This is a genomic window from Pseudomonas sp. MYb2 (genome assembly GCF_002979955.1).
In the GTDB taxonomy this organism is placed as follows: Bacteria; Pseudomonadota; Gammaproteobacteria; order Pseudomonadales; family Pseudomonadaceae; genus Aquipseudomonas.
In genome coordinates, this window is record NZ_PCQC01000005.1 from 173,468 (window position 1) to 191,342 (window position 17,875).

The 17,875-nt window shown below is 59.6% G+C and carries 15 protein-coding genes and 1 pseudogene; 2 read left to right on the forward strand and 14 right to left on the reverse strand.

The window, feature by feature from the left end; all coding sequences use genetic code 11:
• Window positions 1-21 precede the first annotated feature (21 nt).
• Both CQ009_RS10190 and CQ009_RS10195 read left to right on the forward strand, forming a co-directional pair.
• Complete coding sequence (locus CQ009_RS10190) at window positions 22-1,884, forward strand: bifunctional O-antigen ligase/aminoglycoside phosphotransferase family protein (RefSeq protein ID WP_105705932.1); 1,863 nt, start codon at window positions 22-24, stop codon at window positions 1,882-1,884.
• Window positions 1,884-3,101, forward strand: coding sequence for an acyltransferase (locus CQ009_RS10195; RefSeq protein ID WP_064387796.1), 1,218 nt, complete (start codon window positions 1,884-1,886; stop codon window positions 3,099-3,101). The genes CQ009_RS10190 and CQ009_RS10195 overlap by 1 nt, the downstream gene beginning before the upstream one ends.
• Window positions 3,102-3,119: 18 nt before the next feature.
• Here CQ009_RS10195 and CQ009_RS10200 read toward each other — a convergent pair whose 3' ends face one another.
• From CQ009_RS10200 to waaC, 14 genes and pseudogenes are all read right to left on the reverse strand, one after another.
• Complete coding sequence (locus tag CQ009_RS10200; protein ID WP_064387795.1) at window positions 3,120-4,022, reverse strand: glycosyltransferase; 903 nt, start codon at window positions 4,020-4,022, stop codon at window positions 3,120-3,122.
• Window positions 4,019-5,173 (reverse strand): glycosyltransferase family 4 protein, encoded by a 1,155-nt coding sequence (locus CQ009_RS10205; protein WP_105705934.1) that lies wholly within the window; start codon window positions 5,171-5,173, stop codon window positions 4,019-4,021. Before CQ009_RS10205 ends, CQ009_RS10200 begins: the two co-directional genes overlap by 4 nt.
• Entirely contained in the window at window positions 5,170-6,606 is a 1,437-nt protein-coding gene (locus tag CQ009_RS10210) for a PIG-L family deacetylase (RefSeq protein ID WP_105705936.1), read from the reverse strand. The genes CQ009_RS10205 and CQ009_RS10210 overlap by 4 nt, the downstream gene beginning before the upstream one ends.
• Before the next feature lie 8 nt (window positions 6,607-6,614).
• On the reverse strand, window positions 6,615-7,511 hold the full coding sequence (locus CQ009_RS10215) for an antimicrobial resistance protein Mig-14 (protein WP_064387792.1): 897 nt from the start codon (window positions 7,509-7,511) through the stop codon (window positions 6,615-6,617).
• Window positions 7,511-8,641: a glycosyltransferase gene (locus CQ009_RS10220; RefSeq protein WP_105705938.1), complete on the reverse strand. Its 1,131-nt coding sequence runs from the start codon at window positions 8,639-8,641 to the stop codon at window positions 7,511-7,513. Before CQ009_RS10220 ends, CQ009_RS10215 begins: the two co-directional genes overlap by 1 nt.
• Entirely contained in the window at window positions 8,625-10,382 is a 1,758-nt protein-coding gene (locus CQ009_RS10225) for a carbamoyltransferase (RefSeq protein ID WP_064387790.1), read from the reverse strand. The genes CQ009_RS10220 and CQ009_RS10225 overlap by 17 nt, the downstream gene beginning before the upstream one ends.
• 225 nt (window positions 10,383-10,607) lie before the next feature.
• A pseudogene (locus tag CQ009_RS10230) lies at window positions 10,608-11,383 on the reverse strand (DUF3800 domain-containing protein); the annotation flags it as partial.
• 20 nt (window positions 11,384-11,403) lie between these two features.
• Complete coding sequence (locus CQ009_RS10235) at window positions 11,404-11,736, reverse strand: YceK/YidQ family lipoprotein (protein WP_177430978.1); 333 nt, start codon at window positions 11,734-11,736, stop codon at window positions 11,404-11,406.
• 216 nt (window positions 11,737-11,952) lie between these two features.
• Window positions 11,953-13,404, reverse strand: a complete 1,452-nt coding sequence (locus tag CQ009_RS10240) for a lipopolysaccharide kinase InaA family protein (RefSeq protein WP_105705942.1) — start codon at window positions 13,402-13,404, stop codon at window positions 11,953-11,955.
• The gene (locus tag CQ009_RS10245) at window positions 13,404-14,156 is read right to left on the reverse strand and encodes a lipopolysaccharide kinase InaA family protein (protein WP_105705944.1); all 753 of its coding nucleotides are present in this window, start codon (window positions 14,154-14,156) and stop codon (window positions 13,404-13,406) included. The genes CQ009_RS10240 and CQ009_RS10245 overlap by 1 nt, the downstream gene beginning before the upstream one ends.
• Complete coding sequence (locus CQ009_RS10250; protein ID WP_105705946.1) at window positions 14,153-14,887, reverse strand: lipopolysaccharide kinase InaA family protein; 735 nt, start codon at window positions 14,885-14,887, stop codon at window positions 14,153-14,155. Before CQ009_RS10250 ends, CQ009_RS10245 begins: the two co-directional genes overlap by 4 nt.
• The gene (gene rfaP, locus CQ009_RS10255; RefSeq protein WP_064387785.1) at window positions 14,887-15,693 is read right to left on the reverse strand and encodes a lipopolysaccharide core heptose(I) kinase RfaP; all 807 of its coding nucleotides are present in this window, start codon (window positions 15,691-15,693) and stop codon (window positions 14,887-14,889) included. The genes CQ009_RS10250 and rfaP overlap by 1 nt, the downstream gene beginning before the upstream one ends.
• Window positions 15,693-16,814 (reverse strand): glycosyltransferase family 4 protein, encoded by a 1,122-nt coding sequence (locus tag CQ009_RS10260; protein WP_105705948.1) that lies wholly within the window; start codon window positions 16,812-16,814, stop codon window positions 15,693-15,695. The genes rfaP and CQ009_RS10260 overlap by 1 nt, the downstream gene beginning before the upstream one ends.
• Window positions 16,814-17,875 carry a lipopolysaccharide heptosyltransferase I gene (waaC, locus tag CQ009_RS10265; RefSeq protein ID WP_064387783.1) on the reverse strand — a complete coding sequence of 354 codons (1,062 nt, stop codon included), beginning with the start codon at window positions 17,873-17,875 and terminating at the stop codon, window positions 16,814-16,816. The genes CQ009_RS10260 and waaC overlap by 1 nt, the downstream gene beginning before the upstream one ends.

Sequence of the window (17,875 nt, forward strand, 5' to 3'; positions counted from 1 at the left end):
TTCAGGATTGAATCTCACAGCATGCAACTTCGCGGCTTCAACAGTACGTCCAATCGAGTATTCGATTTCATTAGCCTGTGGATTCTTCCCGCCGGCTACTTCCTGCTCTTGTGCGCGCTGTTTTTTCTGCCGGGCCGAAGTCTGCATCACAAGCTTTTTTACGGCTTGTTCAGCATTCCGACATTGGTCGCTTTGTGCCTGCGTCCGCGTGAACTCAAGGAGTTGCTACGCGAGCCGGTGTTCGTCGCGCTGCTGGTGTTTGTCGCCTGGGCCTTGCTCAGCCTCAGTTGGGGACCGCGCGACGAAGGTATCGCCGGGATGTTCAAACCGTCACTGCACACCTTGCTGTTGTTTGCCGGCACCTATCTGCTGGTGCGTTATCGCAGTGAGATCCTGCAACCTCTGCTGTTCGGCGCCGCGTTGGTGGCGTTGGTCGCAACGACGTGGTTCTTGTTCAGATTCGCCCGTATTTACGAACCGGGCATGCGTCTGATCGGCGGTGGCGCTTTTGACAACCCACTGCTCAGCTCGCACCTGTTCGGTTTCTTCAGCGCCTATTGGCTGAGCGTGACCATGACCTGCAAACGCCGCCAGATGATGTGGCTGAGTGTGCCGGCAATGGCAATCATGTTTATGGCGGTAATCGGCACCGGGTCCAGAACGCCGCTGGTGGCGCTGACCATGGCCGCGTTGTGGCTGTGCTTCATTTGCTGGAACCGTCGCTCGATAGGCTTGTTGATCGGCCTGGCGCTCAGCGGTGTAACGGTCGCCGTCCTGTTTGCACAAATGATCATCGAACGTGGCGATTCGTATCGACTGGAAATCTGGAAACAGGTGCTGCACATGATTGCCGACCATCCCTGGATCGGTCACGGCTACAGCGCCACGCTGTCTGTCGACCCCGGTGTCGGCATCAACTTCCAGGAGCCGCACAGTTTCGTGCTGGGCGTTCTCTATTACGTCGGCATCTTCGGCCTGTTGCCGTGGTTGTTCTTCATTTTCTGGGGCCTGCTGAGCAGTTGGCGCCAGCGCGTACAACCACTGTTGATTGTTGCCTCGACGCTGCTGATCTTTGGCATCGGCGCCGGACTGACCGAAGGTGGCGGAATCATTTCACGGCCCAAGGAGCACTGGTTCCTGTTGTGGATTCCGCTGGCACTGATCGCGGCACTGAGCATCAATCAACGTGCGCGGCGCCTGCTGACAATGCCGGTGCAAAAACTCACCGTCACCGGCCTGCAAAATCTGAGCAACGCCGCTCAGGTGATCGAAGAGGATGGTTTGGGCCCGAAAGTCCTGCGCCTGACCGATGGCAGCTTCCTCAAGCTGTTCCGCCGTCGTCGCTGGTACACCTCGGGCAACTTCAATCCGTACTCCGAACGCTTTGCCGTCAACAGTGAACAGTTGCGCCTGATGGGCATTCCAACCCCGCAAGTGCTCAACCTGTATCGCCTCAACGATGGCAGCAGCGCCGTGCACTACGCCCCCCTGCCCGGCCACACTCTGCGTCAGGTATTGCAGAGCATTACCGCACCGGCCGTTCGCCAGGCGCTGGTGGAACGCTTTGGCAAGTTCATGGCGCAACTGCATGAGAAAGGTATCTATTTCCGCTCTCTGCACTTGGGCAACGTGTTGGTGCTGGAGGATGGCGAGTTCGGCTTGATTGATCTGGCTGACCTGCGCGTTTACCCTAGCCCGCTCAGTCTGGCCCTGCGCCAGCGAAATTTGCGCCATATGCAGCGTTACACCGTCGACAAACGCTGGCTGTTCGAAGAACACTTCGAAGCACTGCTTCAGGGCTACGCCGTCACGGCGTCGCAATCTGCGGTGGATAATCTGCACAGGCAAGTGCTGGCCGGCAACACTCCGGCCCGAGTTCACTGATGATCGAGACTAACCCCCTGATTGCGCTGGGCGCCTATGCGCTGGCCATCGTATCCGCCGCACTATTGCTGCGCGTCGTGCCGAAAATCGCCCGCCATCTGCAGCATTCCGGTGAAAGCCGCTATGCCAGCATTGATGGCTTGCGCGGCTATCTGGCGTTTGGTGTTTTCGTGCACCACACGGTCATTACCTGGATTTTTCTGCGCACTGGAGAGTTCGGATTTCCGCCCAGCAACTTTTACTCGATGATCGGTCAGGGCAGCGTTGCGCTGTTTTTCATGATCACCGGATTTCTGTTCTGGAACCGTCTGCTGACCCAAGGGCGTCAGCACGATTGGTTGGCGTTTGGCATTTCGCGGGTGTTTCGACTTTATCCGCTGTACCTTCCGCTGATGCTGATTGTCTTTGTCACCGTGTTCCATTTGCAGAACTGGGAGCTGAAGGAGCCTGGCAGCGCCCTGTTCAAACAGATTCTGGCGTGGCTGACTTTTGACCGCCCCGACATCAACCAATATCCGCAAACCGGCATGCTGATCTCCAACGTCACCTGGACGCTGGCCTATGAAGTATTCTTCTATCTGGCGCTGCCGCTGGCCGCAATGGTCTTCATCTACCGCGGCAACTGGGTACAAGTGGTGCTGTGCCTGATCGGCATCTATGCGCTGTATCAAGTGGTCGGTTGGGAGCATTCGCTGAAGAAGCACTTCATCGCCAGTTTTCTCGGCGGCATCGCGGCGGCGTACTGGATTCGCCGACCGGCGTTGGTGGCGTGGAGTCGTACACCTCTGGCGGGAATCATTGCGTTGCTGGCGCTGGTGATTGCGTTCACCGCGTTCAACCGTGCCTTCAAGACCGGGCCGCTGTTCCTGCTGTCACTGTTTTTCGTGATCGTGGCGTCGGGCAACAGCCTGTTCGGTGCGCTCAAGCCACGCAGCATCCGCTGGCTCGGCGAGATCAGCTACAGCACCTATCTGCTGCACGGTTTCGTGTTGTGGCTGATGGTGCAGCGTCTGCCGCTGCTGCTGAATCTCGACGCGCGGGAGGCGGATGTCTATCTGCCGCTGATCGCGATCTGCACGTGCCTGCTGATTCTGATCAGCAGCCTGAGCTTTCTGTACATCGAGTTGCCGGGCATGGCCGCCGGCAAAAAAGTCCTGCTGTGGATTCGCTCGCGCCAGAAAGGCGATAAGCAGCTCTCGGAGAAAGTCGCCCGCTAAGCGCGGGCGACCGCTGTTTCAACTCTTTTCCCGCGGCGAAAACAGTAACCGTCCAAGACCGCGCCAGGTCTTTTTGTTCCACGCCTTGAACGGGATCTGCGCCAGCAGTTCCCGCGCCAGCTTGCGATTGCGGTTGGCGGTCTTGAGGAACATCGAGTTGAGCGCCTTGTAACGCACTTCGTCATACAGCGGATGATCGCTGAACAATGCGTAGATACGCAGGATGCTTTCGATCATGAAACGGTGATTCTTGTACGAGTTGGTGGCGTGCTTGCGGTAGCGCGCCATGACCATGTTCAAGCCGTCGATGAAATAACCGGCACGCGTCACCTTCAACTCGATATACAGATCTTCAAGACGAATCGCTGGATCGAACCCGCCGACCTTGTCCAGCGCTTCGCGCCGGATCATCAGCGTCGGCGCCGGCGGATACGGTTTGCGCTCAAGGAACATGTCGTCGAAATCGAGGCGGCGGAACGGTACGTCGCGGCGCTGACGTTTTTCCGGGTAGAGATTGCCATCGGCGTCCATCAGTTCGATGTTGCCGGCGCAGATCCCGACTTCGGGTTTGCCGGCCATGTAGGCCACCTGCGTGGCAATACGCTCCGGATACATGATGTCGTCAGAGCCGAACGGCACGATCAGGCTGCCCTTGGCGCGCGCAATGGCGCCATTGAGCGTATTGGTCAGGCCCTGGTTCTGCTGCACACGGAAATCGAAACCGTGCTGCGCCTGCAAAGCACTGATGCGCTCGACGCTGTCGTCGTTCGAGCCGTCATCGATCACCAGCAGTTCGATGTTCTTGTAAGTCTGGTTGATGACACTGAGGATGCTTTCCTCAATGTACGGCCCGTGGTTGTACGATGCGATGATGACGGTGACGAGGGCGTTCGCTTCGCTCGTTGCTGTTTGTTCACTCATGGCTGCTCCCTGCGAGCCTGTCCCAGGCCAGAGTCAATCAAGTCCAGATATTCCTGACGGAACACCTCGATATCATGCTGGTCCTGTAGATAGCGGTAAGCCTGCTCGCCCTTGGCCTTGAGCTCGTCATCGGACAGCGCGAGATAATTATCCAGCGCCGCGACCAGGCTCGGCACATCTTTCGGGGTAATCGACAACCCGCCTGCGCCTTCGATCAGCGGCAGCATGGCCGGCACGTTCGAGGCGATCACCGGCAGGTGCCCGCTCATGCCTTCGAGCAAAGCCAGGCCTAGGCCTTCAGCCAGCGACGGCATGGTCCAGATATCAAAGGCACGCACATATTGCAGGGCGTTTTCCTTGAAGCCCAGCAAGTGTGCGCGTCCGCCCAGGCCCAACTGCTCAATTTCGGCAGCCAGCGGCGCTTGCAGGCGGCCGGCACCGATGATTGCCAATTGCGTGTTCGGGTATTTGTCCTTGAGCGCGGCAAACGCCTGCAACAGATAGGTATGGCCCTTGACCGAAACCAATCGCCCCAGCGCGCCGATCAGGCGCACATCCGGATCGATACCGAGCAGTTCGCGAGCCCTTTCACGGCTGTGTTGCAAGCCTTCGGCCTGTTCGATGTCGATGGCGTTGGTAATAGCGTAGGTATTCTGGTCGGTGAACCCGCAATCGCAGTCCAGCAGGTACTGTTTGACCGCTGGCGAAACACCGACGAAACGCCAGTGCCGATCGATCAGGCGCTGGGTCTGACGACGACGATAGAAACGGTCGTATTCGCCGAAACCGTGGGAGATGCCAATACACAACGGCACCTTCAACCAGCGGTTGAGCGTGAGCATCATGTTCACCGGTTTGAAGCGGTTGCAGATCACCACGTCAAACTTTTCCCGGCGGCAGAACTTGTATAGCTGCCACATCGCCCGCAGGCGCATGCCCTTGAGCGACTTGTCGGAAAACTCGAAATACACCGAGCGGTCAGCACGACTCACTGGCTCACCGGCCGCAGGTTTACCGCGCAGGAAAGCCGCCGTGATCTCATAGCGCTCCGACGGCAACGCCTTGACGATCTGCTCGGCAAGGTCGGCGAAATCATGGGCTTTGACGTTGTAGTCAGGTTGCAACTGCAGAACCTTTGACCGTTGACTCATAAATCTCCCCGATTCACGCCTGATTCACCCGGTTTCAGCAGCCAGAGTAATTCCTGGCGTCGGACCGCTTTTCGAAAAAACTCGTTCTCGCCGTATATCGACGGCGCACGCCCGGCCAGCACGCGCTGAATCAAGCGGCGCAAACGACGCTTGAACGGTGCTGGCGGCTGCAAGTCATGCATCATGCCCAGCGCCATGGCCTTGTCGCGTTGCTGCTCAAGGGTTAGCGGCAAGCACAGCGGCTGCATCGGTACGGCGCCATCGAAGGCCGGAGGCAACGCAACGCCTTCACCGGCATTGCCCATCGGCCAGCGATCGTTATCGTGCAAATGGTTGGCGTAACCGAGCAGGGTCGGCTGCCAGTCGAGGCTGTTCAGCACCTGCATCACGGCTTGCTGACTGCAGAGATGGTCGGGATGCGGATCAAGCGTCGGATGCGGCAGGACGATCACGTCAGGGCGCGCTCGCAGCAGCACTTCGCGCAGGTCGGCCAGCAGATTGTTCCAGGTCGGCGCGCCGTCGACGTCACTCGGCAAACTGAACGGATTCAACTGACGGAATAATCGGGTATCGCTCAAATCAGCTTCGCGCGAAGCGACCGGTTGACTCGGCGCAGCCTGCATCGCTGCCAGTTGCAGACAGAAATAACCGAGCTGCACGCAGTTTTCCTGTGGCACGCCAGCCCAGCGCGGCACGGCGAGGCTGTCCCAGGCACGCAATCGGCCCTTGAGCCGCGCGGCTTCGACTTTGCTCAGGCCCATCTGCTGATAGTGTTCGGCTTCAATTTCGCCGGCAGTCAGGGTGACGATCCAGGCTTCATCGGCCTGACTGTACAAACCGTAGGCGGCCAGTTCCGCATCGTCGGCGTGCGGAGCAATCACCATCACCCGCGAACGGCGGTAATCCGCTTGCTCCAGCGCCCACAGCAGCGGCTCACCCCAGACGCGACAGAAGCGTCCGCGCAAGCGCAGCACGCCTTGGGACAAGGCTTGCGCCTGACCGCTGAGGTTCAGATAACGCAGGCCGTTGACGCCGCGCTCAAAGGTTTGCGCGTCGGGATTCGTACCGCCTGCCAGCTCAATGCGCGGATCGAAGAAGCGTCCCAGCCATGTGCTTTTGACGTGCACCGCGAGAATCAGCGTGGCGTCATCCACCAGCATCACGCCTTCATCGAGGCGCAATTGTTCACCGTTAAGGTGCACTTTTGGCTGCGGTGTGAACGGCGGAAAGCTGTACTGGTAATCGTCTTTCGGCGAATAGAACAAATGATCGGCGAACCACGCCTCATGGGTGATCCAGCCGATCACTGCAAGCACCAGCGGCAACCACCAAACAACCAGTACACCGACCGCGATCAACACGGCCAGCGCAATCAACAGACCGATGCGTTTGTTGCGCCGGTGACGCTTGAGCAATTGTTGTTTGCGACTCATGGGCGGGCTCATACGGTGAACACCGGCACAGGATTGCACCAGCGATCCTTGTATTCACGGTCGGCGCGACCAAAGGAAAAGCGCAGCGGCTTGTCCAGCGCTCGCGCGTGCTCCCAGGCGCTTTGCGTATTGAGAAAGCTCAACACGCTGCCGGGGCTGAAATCGCGGGTTTGCGGATCGACACCGCCGTTGATGTATTCGACGCTGATCCACTCTGGCGCTTCGACGCGGTACACCAATTGAATCGCAATCGGCGCATCGTTGAGGAAGATCACCGAGCCGATCAACAGCTCGCGCAACAGCTCGATCACTTCGCCCATGCGTGCCGCGCCTGTGGCCGGGAAGCCCCAGCGACGCTGAAACAGATCGCAGTAGATCGCCGCCAGTTCGGCGCTGGAGAACTCACTGACCGCACGCACCACGCCGCCCGCCTCTTCCAGCAAACGCAGTTCGCGGCGCTGGTTGTAGCGGAATTTCTTCGACAGATCTTCCGGGGTGCGGGCCATGGCCAGTTGTTCGGTCTGCAACTTCAGGCCGCTGAAGCGGCTTTCATTGAGGGCCGACAGGTAGCGTGCGCGATGGCGCAGCGGGGCTTGAGCCTCAACGGCGGCCGGCAGGATCAGCTCGGCATTGCCGAGGTCGAACAAGCCTTTTTTGCCATTGCGCTTGAGCACGTCCTTGGACAACGCCAGATCGCGTCCCCAGGTCGGGATCGCCGCTTTGATTTCGCCTTGTTGCTCCCAGGCCAGGTAACGCACCGGGATGCCGGCGAGATCAGCCAGACGCTCCACCACCAATGGGTGAGTCGCAACGCTGCCACCGAAACGCCGCCAGGTGGTTGCATAGGTGGAGGCGTCAACGGGCGACCAGCCACGTTCGCGCCAGCCTTGAAATCGGTTGAGCATCAGCCCCTCGGTGCCAGATCGGTAACTTGCGGCAGACGCCAAAAGGTGTCACGCACCGCACGGTCGGAGAAACGCTCACGCAGACGATCGAGCATCATCTCGGCGCACTGAAGACGCTGTTGATCATCCATACCAGCCAGATGTTGCAGGCCTTGCGCCAAGTGTTCGGCATCGCCTAGCGGAAACAGAATGCCCACGCCTTCCACCACTTCCTTCGCGCCACCGCACGCAGTGGCGAGCAGCGGCACGCCGGCGGCCATGGCCTCCAGCAGCACCATGCCGAACGGTTCGTGATCGGAACTCAAGGCAAATACATCGAAGGCACGGAAGTAATTGCGCGCATCCGGCACCTGACCGAGGAACAGCACGCGATCACCGATACCCAGTTCGCGCGCCAGTTCCTTGAGGTCCTGCTCCAGACGGCCCTTGCCGAGAATCACCAACTGGCTGTTGCCCGGCAAACCCGGCAAAGCCGCAGCAAAGCCGTGCAGCAAAGTTGCCTGATCCTTGTCCGGATGCAGCCGGCCAACGTTGCCGACAATCCACGCATCCGGTGCAAGGCCAAGGGTCTCGCGGGCTTCGCGGACGGACACCTGACTGAATTGCAGCGCAGGCACATCAATACGGTTATACAGCGTCTGAATACGTTCTTGCGGCCACTTCGGCAGGCAACGACGCATGTCGTCGCGCACCGCATCGGACACGCCGAGCAGGCTCAGACGCTTACGGAAAATGTGCGCAAACAGCTTGCGCGTACCGCGTTTGTAATCGTCAAACGCGTGGTGCACGCCAATCACCGGCAACGAAGTGCCGAGCAAGGCGATATAGATCGGCTTGAAGCGATGGGCGATGCAGAAACTGAAATTGCGTGAAGCGGCGATCTTGCGCAGATCGCCGATGGCGCCCAGCTTCAGGCCACGAATGGCCTTGGAGCTGTATTCCATGAACAACACTTCATCGGAAGCACACGCTGCGGCCACCTCGCTATCGGCGACCCCGGTCAGAAAGACCGTGGTCACCCGATAACCGGTGCCCGCGAACAGGCTGGCATACTGCCGTGCGCAGTCGAGGAACGGCCCGTCATAGCCGTGACAGAACTGCAGCACATGGCGTTCAGCCGAGCGAGTCATAAGCGTTTGCGCCCTCTTTGACCACCAGAATGTCTTCCATGATCAGGTACTGCAGATCAGAGCCGAAGAACATGTTCAGCGCGTCGGTCGGCGAGCAGATCATCGGTTCGCCACGACGATTGAGCGAGGTGTTCAGCGACACGCCGTTGCCGGTCAGGACTTCCAGCGCCTTCATCATGTCGTAGTAGCGCGGGTTGTATTCGCGCTTGAGCACCTGGGCACGGGAGGTACCGTCTTCGTGGACGACTTCCGGCACGCGGGTTTTCCACTCATCCGCCACTTCGAAGGTGAAGGTCATGAACGGCGCCGGGTGATCGATCTTGATCATCTGCGGTGCAACGGTGTCGAGCATCGACGGGCAGAAAGGCCTCCAGCGCTCGCGGAACTTGATCTGGTGGTTGATGCGGTCAGCCACACCGGGAATGCTCGGGCAACCGATGATCGAACGACCACCCAATGCACGCGGACCGAATTCCATGCGGCCCTGGAACCAGGCCACCGGGTTGCCATCGACCATGATCCTGGCGATCTGCTCCGGCATGTTGTCGAGCTTGCGCCAGGTCGGCTTGTTTTCGTGACGGGCGCACGCGGCAATCACGTCTTCGTTGCTGTACGACGGGCCGAGGTAGACGTGTTCCATCTTCTCGACCGGTACGCCACGGGCGTGCGACACGTAAGCGGCAGCGCCGACAGCAGTGCCGGCATCGCCGGAGGCCGGCTGGACGAACAGCTCTTTGACGTCATTGCGCGCGATGATTTTCTGGTTCAGCTTGACGTTCAACGCACAGCCTCCGGCAAACGCCAGCTTGCCGGTTTCCTTGAGCACGTCGCCCAGGTAGTAGTCGATCATCTGCAGCGAGATCTTTTCGAACAGCGCTTGCATGCTTGCGGCGTAATGGATGTACGGTTCGTCAGCGATATCGCCTTCGCGCTTGGGACCCAGCCATTCGATCAGCTTCGGCGAGAAGTAGAAGCCTTTGCCCTTCTCTTTATAGCGACGCAGGCCGATCACGTTGGCGTAGTCGGTGTTGATCACCAGCTCGCCGTTCTCGAACGAGGCCAGACGCGAGAAGTCGTATTTGCTGGCGTCGCCGTAAGGCGCCATGCCCATGACCTTGAACTCACCGTCGAGCATCTCGAAACCGAGGAACTCGGTGATCGCGCCGTACAGGCCGCCGAGGGAGTCCGGATCGAAGAATTCCTTGATCTTGTGGATCTTGCCGTTTTCGCCGTAACCGAAGAAGGTCGTGGCGTACTCGCCTTTGCCGTCGATACCGAGGATCGCGGTTTTCTCTTGGAAACCGGAACAGTGGTAAGCGCTGGAGGCGTGAGCCAAGTGGTGCTCGACCGGCTCGATCTTGATCTTTTTCGGATCAAAACCCAGCTGTTCCAGGCACCAGACGATCTTGTTGCGATAGCGCTTGTAGCGACGATTGCCCATCAGGATCGCATCGAGGGCGCGATCCGGCGCGTACCAGTAGCGCTTGGCGTAGTGCCAGCGAGCCTCGCCGAACAGGCTGATCGGCGCGAACGGAATCGCCACCACGTCAACGTCGGACGGCTTGATACCGGCCTGCTCCAGGCAGAACTTCGCCGATTCGTAGGGCATGCGGTTCTTTGCATGTTTATCGCGTACGAAGCGCTCTTCTTCAGCCGCCGCCACCAGCTTGCCGTCAATGTACAAGGCTGCTGAAGGATCATGGCTAAGGGCGCCGGACAGGCCAAGAATCGTCAATGCCACAGGGGTCTAGCCTCTTTAGTCTGCATGCAGGCGCGATGCGCCTTGAAAATTGATGTGCCCTCGCACCGGGCGAGAGACAGCTAAAGGGCGGGATTATAGCGTAAAAGCGCCCACAAGCCTCTAGCCGAACTGCCGCGCCTGCGCGTTGACACTCTGTACCTCTCGTCATATGCTCGTACGCAAATGGACTGGGGGATCCCGGTCGGCGCTAATGCCTCGGTGAGATCACCGGGGCTTTTCGCTTTCTGGGGAGGGGAAAATCTTCAAGCCCCAGTTCTCGAAACCCTGTCCGACTTTGTTCCGCCCGCCGCTGCAGTAAAATTTGCGCTTGAGTACTTCAAATGCACGATTTTCCTGACCAGCCTTCAGAACGCTCATGCCGATGGGTCTCGCAACGAGATCAGCGAGCTGCAGACCGGTGGAATTCACTTGTTTTGTGGCAAAGACGATGTCAAATGGCAGTTGAATTCCCAAACGATTCGCACCACCGCACATCCTGCGAAACTCCAACTCAAACTCGTTATCTTCCCGCCTCCCTCGGCGCTCGAAAATCACATGCGTCGTTGCCCCTTGCTGATTCTTTTCCTGCAAGAACTCATAGAGCGTTTCCAGACAAAAGCCGAGAGCGAGGTGGTATGGTTTATGGCTGGGGCCTTGCCTTTCGCGCAGAGCAGCCTTGTCTATGACGCAGCTGATCAGAACGAAGTTGCTGGCTTCAATGATGCACGTCAGTTCCTCAGGAAAAGCATTCTTGTGCTCCCGGGAAATGAAAACTCCTGAGAACGCGCCTTTCTCTTTGCGAATTTCAAGTTCATGCAGACCAATCAGGTCGTGGCCATATGGGTGAACTTGAATTTCTGCAGGGCAGGAATGACTTTTTCGCAGTAATGCCGCTTGTCGAAGGCGCAAAACGCGAGCACAAAAACGGGATATTTGGGATCCAGTGTTTGCATCCCATGGTCACCGCTCTCATCGACATAGACGATGACATCGCTGTACCTGGCTATCGAAGGCAAACCAGTTACCCGCCACCTGAACGCCAGTAAATATTCAGATTGCCATCTTCGATCTGCCGATAAAGCGTGTACGGCAGCGAGACCGTGTCGAAGACCCCGGACAGCGGCAGGTCCAGCAACACGAAGGGCACCAGGAAGCCCGTGGGATCGGGAGGTGCGTTCAATACGCAGAAATCGAAGGCCAGACCGCTGTAGATCCGCGGAATGGATTGGCAGTAGGTTTTCTGTTTGCGCATGTCGCGGGCGACGTCGGCGTCGTCCTGCAGCACGGTCAGGGCACTGCCGCAGCCCGATAAAACCCATGAAAAAACAGCCAGTGTTGCAGCCTTGTTGATCATCAAGCGTTGCCCTCCGAAGTCGTCAGGCAAACTAGCATCGGGGCTGGAGGCCGCACAGTTCATGGCTTCTGTAGAAGCTGTAGGAGAAGTCAGTGGGTGTTGTGCACCGTTTCCCCGTGGGGATTTGTAGTGTTTCGGCCGATCTCTTCGCGAGCAAGCTCGCTCCCACATCCTGAACGCATTTAATGTGGGAGCGAGCTTGCTCGCGAAGGCGGCTCAGGCAGCGCCGGAGATATCTTTAGGCAACCGCTGATCGATCACTTGATACAACGCGCTGCTCTGCGGCCAGTTGCGCATGAAACGCGCCCGGTCACGGGCATAGGCCGGGGCGAAACTCCCCAGCGAACCATGCTGGCACATCGAATCAAGATCGATCAGCGCCCAGCGATCTTCCTGCCAGAACAGGTTATGGCCTTTGAAATCGCCGTGGCTGATGCGCTCGGCAATCAATCGCGCGAACAGCTGATCCAGTGCCTGCAACTCGGTTTCCGGTGCATCGCCACTTTCAACATATGGCGCAAAACGCTCGATGATGTCCGGCCCCGACAGGTATTCGGTAATCAGATAAGCGCGGCTGCGCAGCCACAAGAAACGCTTTTCCAGCACTGCCAGCGGTTTCGGCGTGGCGATGCCGAGGAACGCCAGACGATTGCCTTCACGCCACGAGTGCCACGCACGGCTCGGGCGCCAGAAACGCTTGAGCCAATGGGCAAAATTCTTAATGTTGTAGCGTTTGATCACCAGCGTGCGCCCGGCCACGTCGACCTTGCCGACACTCGCCGCACCGCCGGTCTTGTACAGATGCCCCTGATCGAGCAGCGCATCGGCCTGCTCCAGCACCGGCACCATCGCCGCTTCTTCCTCGCGACGAATGGCGCGCAGAGCGAATGCACCACGCTGCACCGCAAACAGTGTGCACTCACGACCGACCTTGATCAGATAATCGCGCAGACGCCAGGCGCGCACCTTGTCGATCTGCTTCTGCAACGCTTCCAGCGGCAGCGCGTGCTCAGCGTTGCTCAGCAGGTAATACACCAGCAACTCTTCGGTAAACGGCTCCAGCGATTTGGGCAACTGGGCGAAAAATACGCCGAGGTTTTCCAGCACCTTTTGCCGTGACAGCGGCTGACCGGCGGTTTCCGCGCAGATCCCGGCGCCATCGATCAAGTACAACTGGCCGTCGTGGCGCAGCAGATTGTCGAGGTGCAGGTCTTGCTGCCACAGGCCTTTGCCGTGCAGTTGCGCGATCGCACCGAGCGCTTCGGCCAGCACTGCCGATTGTTCATCCGCCAATACCGGCAACGCCTCGACCTGCGCCCAGGCATCGCCAAGGCTTTCAGCGTCTTCGAGGAATTCGAACAGCAGCCAGCCGCCCTCGCCTTCCTTCAAGCCATCGGCCAGCAGCAACGGCGTGGTCAGGCCTTGCGCTGCCAGCAGTTTCACGCCATTGAGCTCACGCTGAAAATGCCGCGCAGCCTTGCTGCCGACCAGCAACTTCGCCAGCACTGGCCGACCGCGCCAGACACCGGCACCGACATAACGCTGCCCCGGCAACACCCGCAGCAGACTCAGCAACTGCAGATCGGCAGGCCCGGCGGCATCGGCCAGGGCAATCGTCAGCGGCAGACCTGGCGTGCGCCCGGCATTTTTCAGGTCGGACAGGTGCATCAGCGAGTCTCCTTGCGACTGCGTCGTGCGGTCAGACGCGTAACCCACGCGTTGACCAGCGAGCTGTCGACCGACTGATCGACATAGGCCGCCAGCAGCTCGCGCAGTTGCGCCTCGTTCCATTGTGGCGCGCGGCGCAGCAGCGGCTCCAGATCCTTGACCCGATCGCGCATCCCCCACAGCAGTGGCCGTGTTTTCTCCAGATCAATCAACTGCGCCCGATATTGCGCGCCGTCGGCCTGCAAGAAAATATGTTTCGGGTAAAAACAACCGTGCACCTGACGCAGACCGTGCAGCAGCCGCGCCAGTTGCCCGCAGGCTTTGAGGATCGCCGATTGCTGCGTGGCGGTCAGTTCTGACCAGCGCTGCAACAACGAATCGAGGTCATCCCAGCCGTCCAACGCCCGGGTCAGCAGGATCGCGCGAACTTCACCGTCGACCTTGCGCTGCCCAAAGAACGCCGCTTGCAGCGCCGGAACCCCCAGCGTGTTGTAACGACTGATATTGCGAAACTCACGGGCGAAACTTGGCTCGCCAAAGGGTGCGTGCAAGGTGCGGGTCAGGTAATTGCTCTGGCGCTTGAGGTAATAGGCATGACCTTCCAGTTCAAGGCGAAACACGCTGCTCCAGCCGCCACCGTCGGTGTTCGGTTCGTCCACCGCTTCGAGCTGCTTGGCCCACAGGGCGTCAAAAGTGCCGAGGCCATTACGCTCGAGCAGCGCACGGTCTTCAGCGGCCAGAAAATCAGTCATTCGCGTCCCTCGAAAAATCTCACCACGTGGCGAATGCGCTTCTTGTCAGCGCCATTCAAGCGATCACGCCCACGGTATTGCAGGTAAAAGCGCAGGCGCTGGGTATTCGACAGGTGATATTTGGCGACCTTGTCGAGGCAGGCCAGATCCTTGGTAATCCGGTACTTGAGCCAGAAACCGCGCCAGAAATCGCCGTTCGGGCAGTCGATCAAAAACAACTGCGCCTGATCGTCGATCAGCAGGTTGCGCCACTTCAGATCGTTATGGGTGAAGCGATGGTCATGCATGATCCGCGTATAAGCGGCCAACTGCCGACTCACGCCATCGACCCAGGCGCGATCCTTGAGCTTGGGATCGTTGCGCTCAGCCAGCGCCGAGAGGTCTTCGGTACGCGGCAGTTCGCGGGTGATCATCGCGCCACGGTCGTACGCCGCGCCACGTCGCTCCAGGCCCCAGGCCACCACTTCAGCGGTGGGAATGCCCCACTTGGCAAAGCGCTTGAGGTTCTGCCACTCCATCTTGACCCGCGGCTTGCCGAGGTAACGGCGCAAGCCCTTACCGGCGCCGACGTAGCGTTTGACGTAGTAGTTGACGCCATTGCGCTCGACGCGGATGACTTCCGACAGTGGGTCGCGGGTCAGGCGCTCGCCTTGCAGGGCGAACACCGCTTCGAGGCTGCCGAAGTCGTCGGCGAGATCGCTGTATTCAGGTTCAAGGATCCAACCCGCCATCAGAGCGCATCCCCGTAACGCTGCTTGCGCGCATAGAGCTTGTTGGCCTTGCCTTCCAGCCAACTCAGCAACGGCGCTTCTTCCGCTAGAATCTGCCGCAGCGGCTGCTGGAAATAGCCCTTGAGGAAACGCAGCTTGTCGCGGCGGGTCAGGCCGATGTCCAGCGCCGAGAAATACAGCGCCGCCAGATCCTTGTTGCGCCAGCGCTGCGTGATTTTCGCGCGGGTCTGGGCACGGTGCAGGTCGATCACCGAGAGTTTGAAATCTTCTGCCGTCACCGGTTTATCGGTGTGCAGCAGGAAGTGACAGATGTAGCAGTCGCGGTGATTGACGCCGGCGCGGTGCATCATGCCGGTCATGCGCGCAACTTCGGCGATCAGTGCGCGCTTGAGTTTCGGCTCGGGCGGCTGCTTGACCCAGTCGATGCTGAAGTCTTCAAGGCTGATGGTCGGCGCCAGTTCTTCGGTGACGATGAACGAATGCTGATCCGCCGGGTTGCTGCCCTTCTCACCGTAAGCGACGGCGGTCATGGTTGGCACGCCGACTTCCTGCAGGCGCTGGATGGCTTTCCACTCCTGACCCGCGCCGAGTACCGGCAGCTTGGCGGTCAGCAGATTCTTGAAAATCTCGCCCCAACCGATGCCACGGTGGATCTTGACGAAAAATCCGTTGCCGTCGACTTCCGTACGCAGTGTCCGACGTGCTTCCAGCTCGCGGTATACCTCGCCCTGCAAGCCTTCGACTTCGGCGAACGGGTCGCGTCCGGCCCAAAGGCTTTTGAACGGTTCAGCCAGCATCAACTTCATTAAGCGTGCTCCGCCAGAATCACATCGGCCGCGTGCTGCGGCATGCTGTAGAGGTCGGCCGTCTCGGCGAAGGCCAGACCATTGCGGCTCCAGGCCGCGCGTGCAGCGTCGTCTTTCAACATGTCAGTCAGGTATTGCGCCAGCTGCGCCTGATCGAACGGTTCGTCCAGCACTCGCCCGGCGTCGGCCTCAGCGATGTAATGGGCATAACCGCAGACCGCGCTGACCAGCACCGGCAACCCGGCGACCAGCGCTTCAAGCAATACCGTGCCGGTGTTTTCGTTGTACGCCGGATGGATCAACAGATCGGCGCCAAGCAGGAAACGCGGGATATCGCTGCGCCCCTTGAGGAACGTCACGTTATCGCCCAGGCCCAAAGTCGCGCTCTGCATCTGGAACAATTTGGGGTCATCCTGGCCGATTACAAACAGCCGGGTGCGCTTTCTCAGTTCCGCGGGCAATGCGGCCAGCGCTTTCAGGCTGCGATCGACGCCCTTGGTCTTGAAGCCAGAACCGATCTGCACCAGCAGCAATTCGTCGTTCTTCAGATTGAATTCGGCGCGGAAACCGGCACGGATTTCGTCAGCATCCGCTGGGCGGCGGCGATCCTGGGCGATGCCCGGCGGCAGCAGGTGGAAGCGCTCAAGCGGCGTGTCGTAATGCTTGATGAACAACGGCTGCTGCACTTCGGAAATCATCAGCACTTCGGTCTTCGCGTCTTTGGCGAACACCGCGCGCTCGTACTCGGCGAAGTGGCGATAACGGCCCCAGCGGCGGTACAGCGAGTTGCGCAGGTTCTGCGCCTTGTCTTCGAAGCAGCCGTCGGCGGCGTAATAGACGTCCAGACCGGGCATCTTGTTGAAGCCGATCAGACGATCCACCGGGCGTTTGGCCAGATCCGCTGCCATCCACGCGCTGAGCTTTTCATTGCGACGATGGTTGAAGAACGCCTTGACCGGCGCCACCAGCACTTCGAAACCGGGCGGCACCTCGCCTTCCCAGATCAACGTATAAACGCGGATCTGATGACCGCGTTGCTGGCATTCGAGAGCGATGCGCATGAAGTCGCGCTGCAAGCCACCGAACGGGAAATATTTGTACAGGACGAATGCCAATTGCATCAGCGCAGCTCCTCAGCCATTAACAACGTGCTCAGTCGGCTGGCGACACGCTCGGGGTTCAGACGCGTGAAGCACAGCGGCTGCTCACGCTTCAGGTCAAACTGACGGGCATCCTGCGCGGTCGGTTGATAGGTACATTTCTTTTGCAGGCACGGCGCGCACGGGAAGTCGCTGGCCTGGTGAATCTGCAATTTGCCGTAGGCGCCGGTCAGACCCGGATTGGTCGGGCCGAACAGCGAGATTGTCGGCACGTCCAGCGCAGCGGCCAAATGGCCGAGACCGGTGTCCACCGCTACACAGGCTTGCGCCCCGGCAAGGACTTTGCCGACGCCGGCCAGATTGAGCTTCGGCAGCACTTCGGCGTGCTTGAAACCGGCGGCAATACGCTCGGCACGGGCCTTTTCCTGCGGGTTGCCCCACGGCAGTTTGACGCCGACGCCAAGATAGCCGACGCGTTCGGTCAGTTCGCGCCAGTAGCTTTCCGGCCAGTGTTTGGTGTCCCAAGTCGTGCCGTGAAGAAACACCACAAAGGCGTTTTTGCGCGGCAGCTCGACCAGACGCTCGACGTTGAGGCCGTAATCGCCCAAGCCTTTCGGCAAGTCGTAGCCAAGGGCGATGGCGAACAACTGCCGCACACGCTCAACGGCGTGTTGCCCACGGGCCACGGCCAGTTTGCGGTCATAGAAACGCGCAGCCATCGGCTCACGGGCCGAGCCTTTGTCGAGACCGGCCACCGGCGCTTTGACGTAACGGGTCAGCCAGGCGCTTTTCAGCAGACCCTGAGCGTCGATGACCAAGTCGTATTTGTTCGCGCGCACGCTTTGCTTGAAGCGTTTCCACTCGCCGCTGGTAATGGTCTTCCAGATGTTTTTACGCCAGCGGCGGATCGCCACCGGAATCACTTTATCGACGGCCGGGTGCCAGGTCGGAATCTCGGCGAAGCCTTCTTCAACAACCCAGTCGAACTTGATCCCGGGGATCGCCCGGGCGGCGTCGGTCAGCGCCGGCAACGCGTGAATCACGTCGCCCAGCGATGAAGTCTTGATCAGCAGTACCCGCAA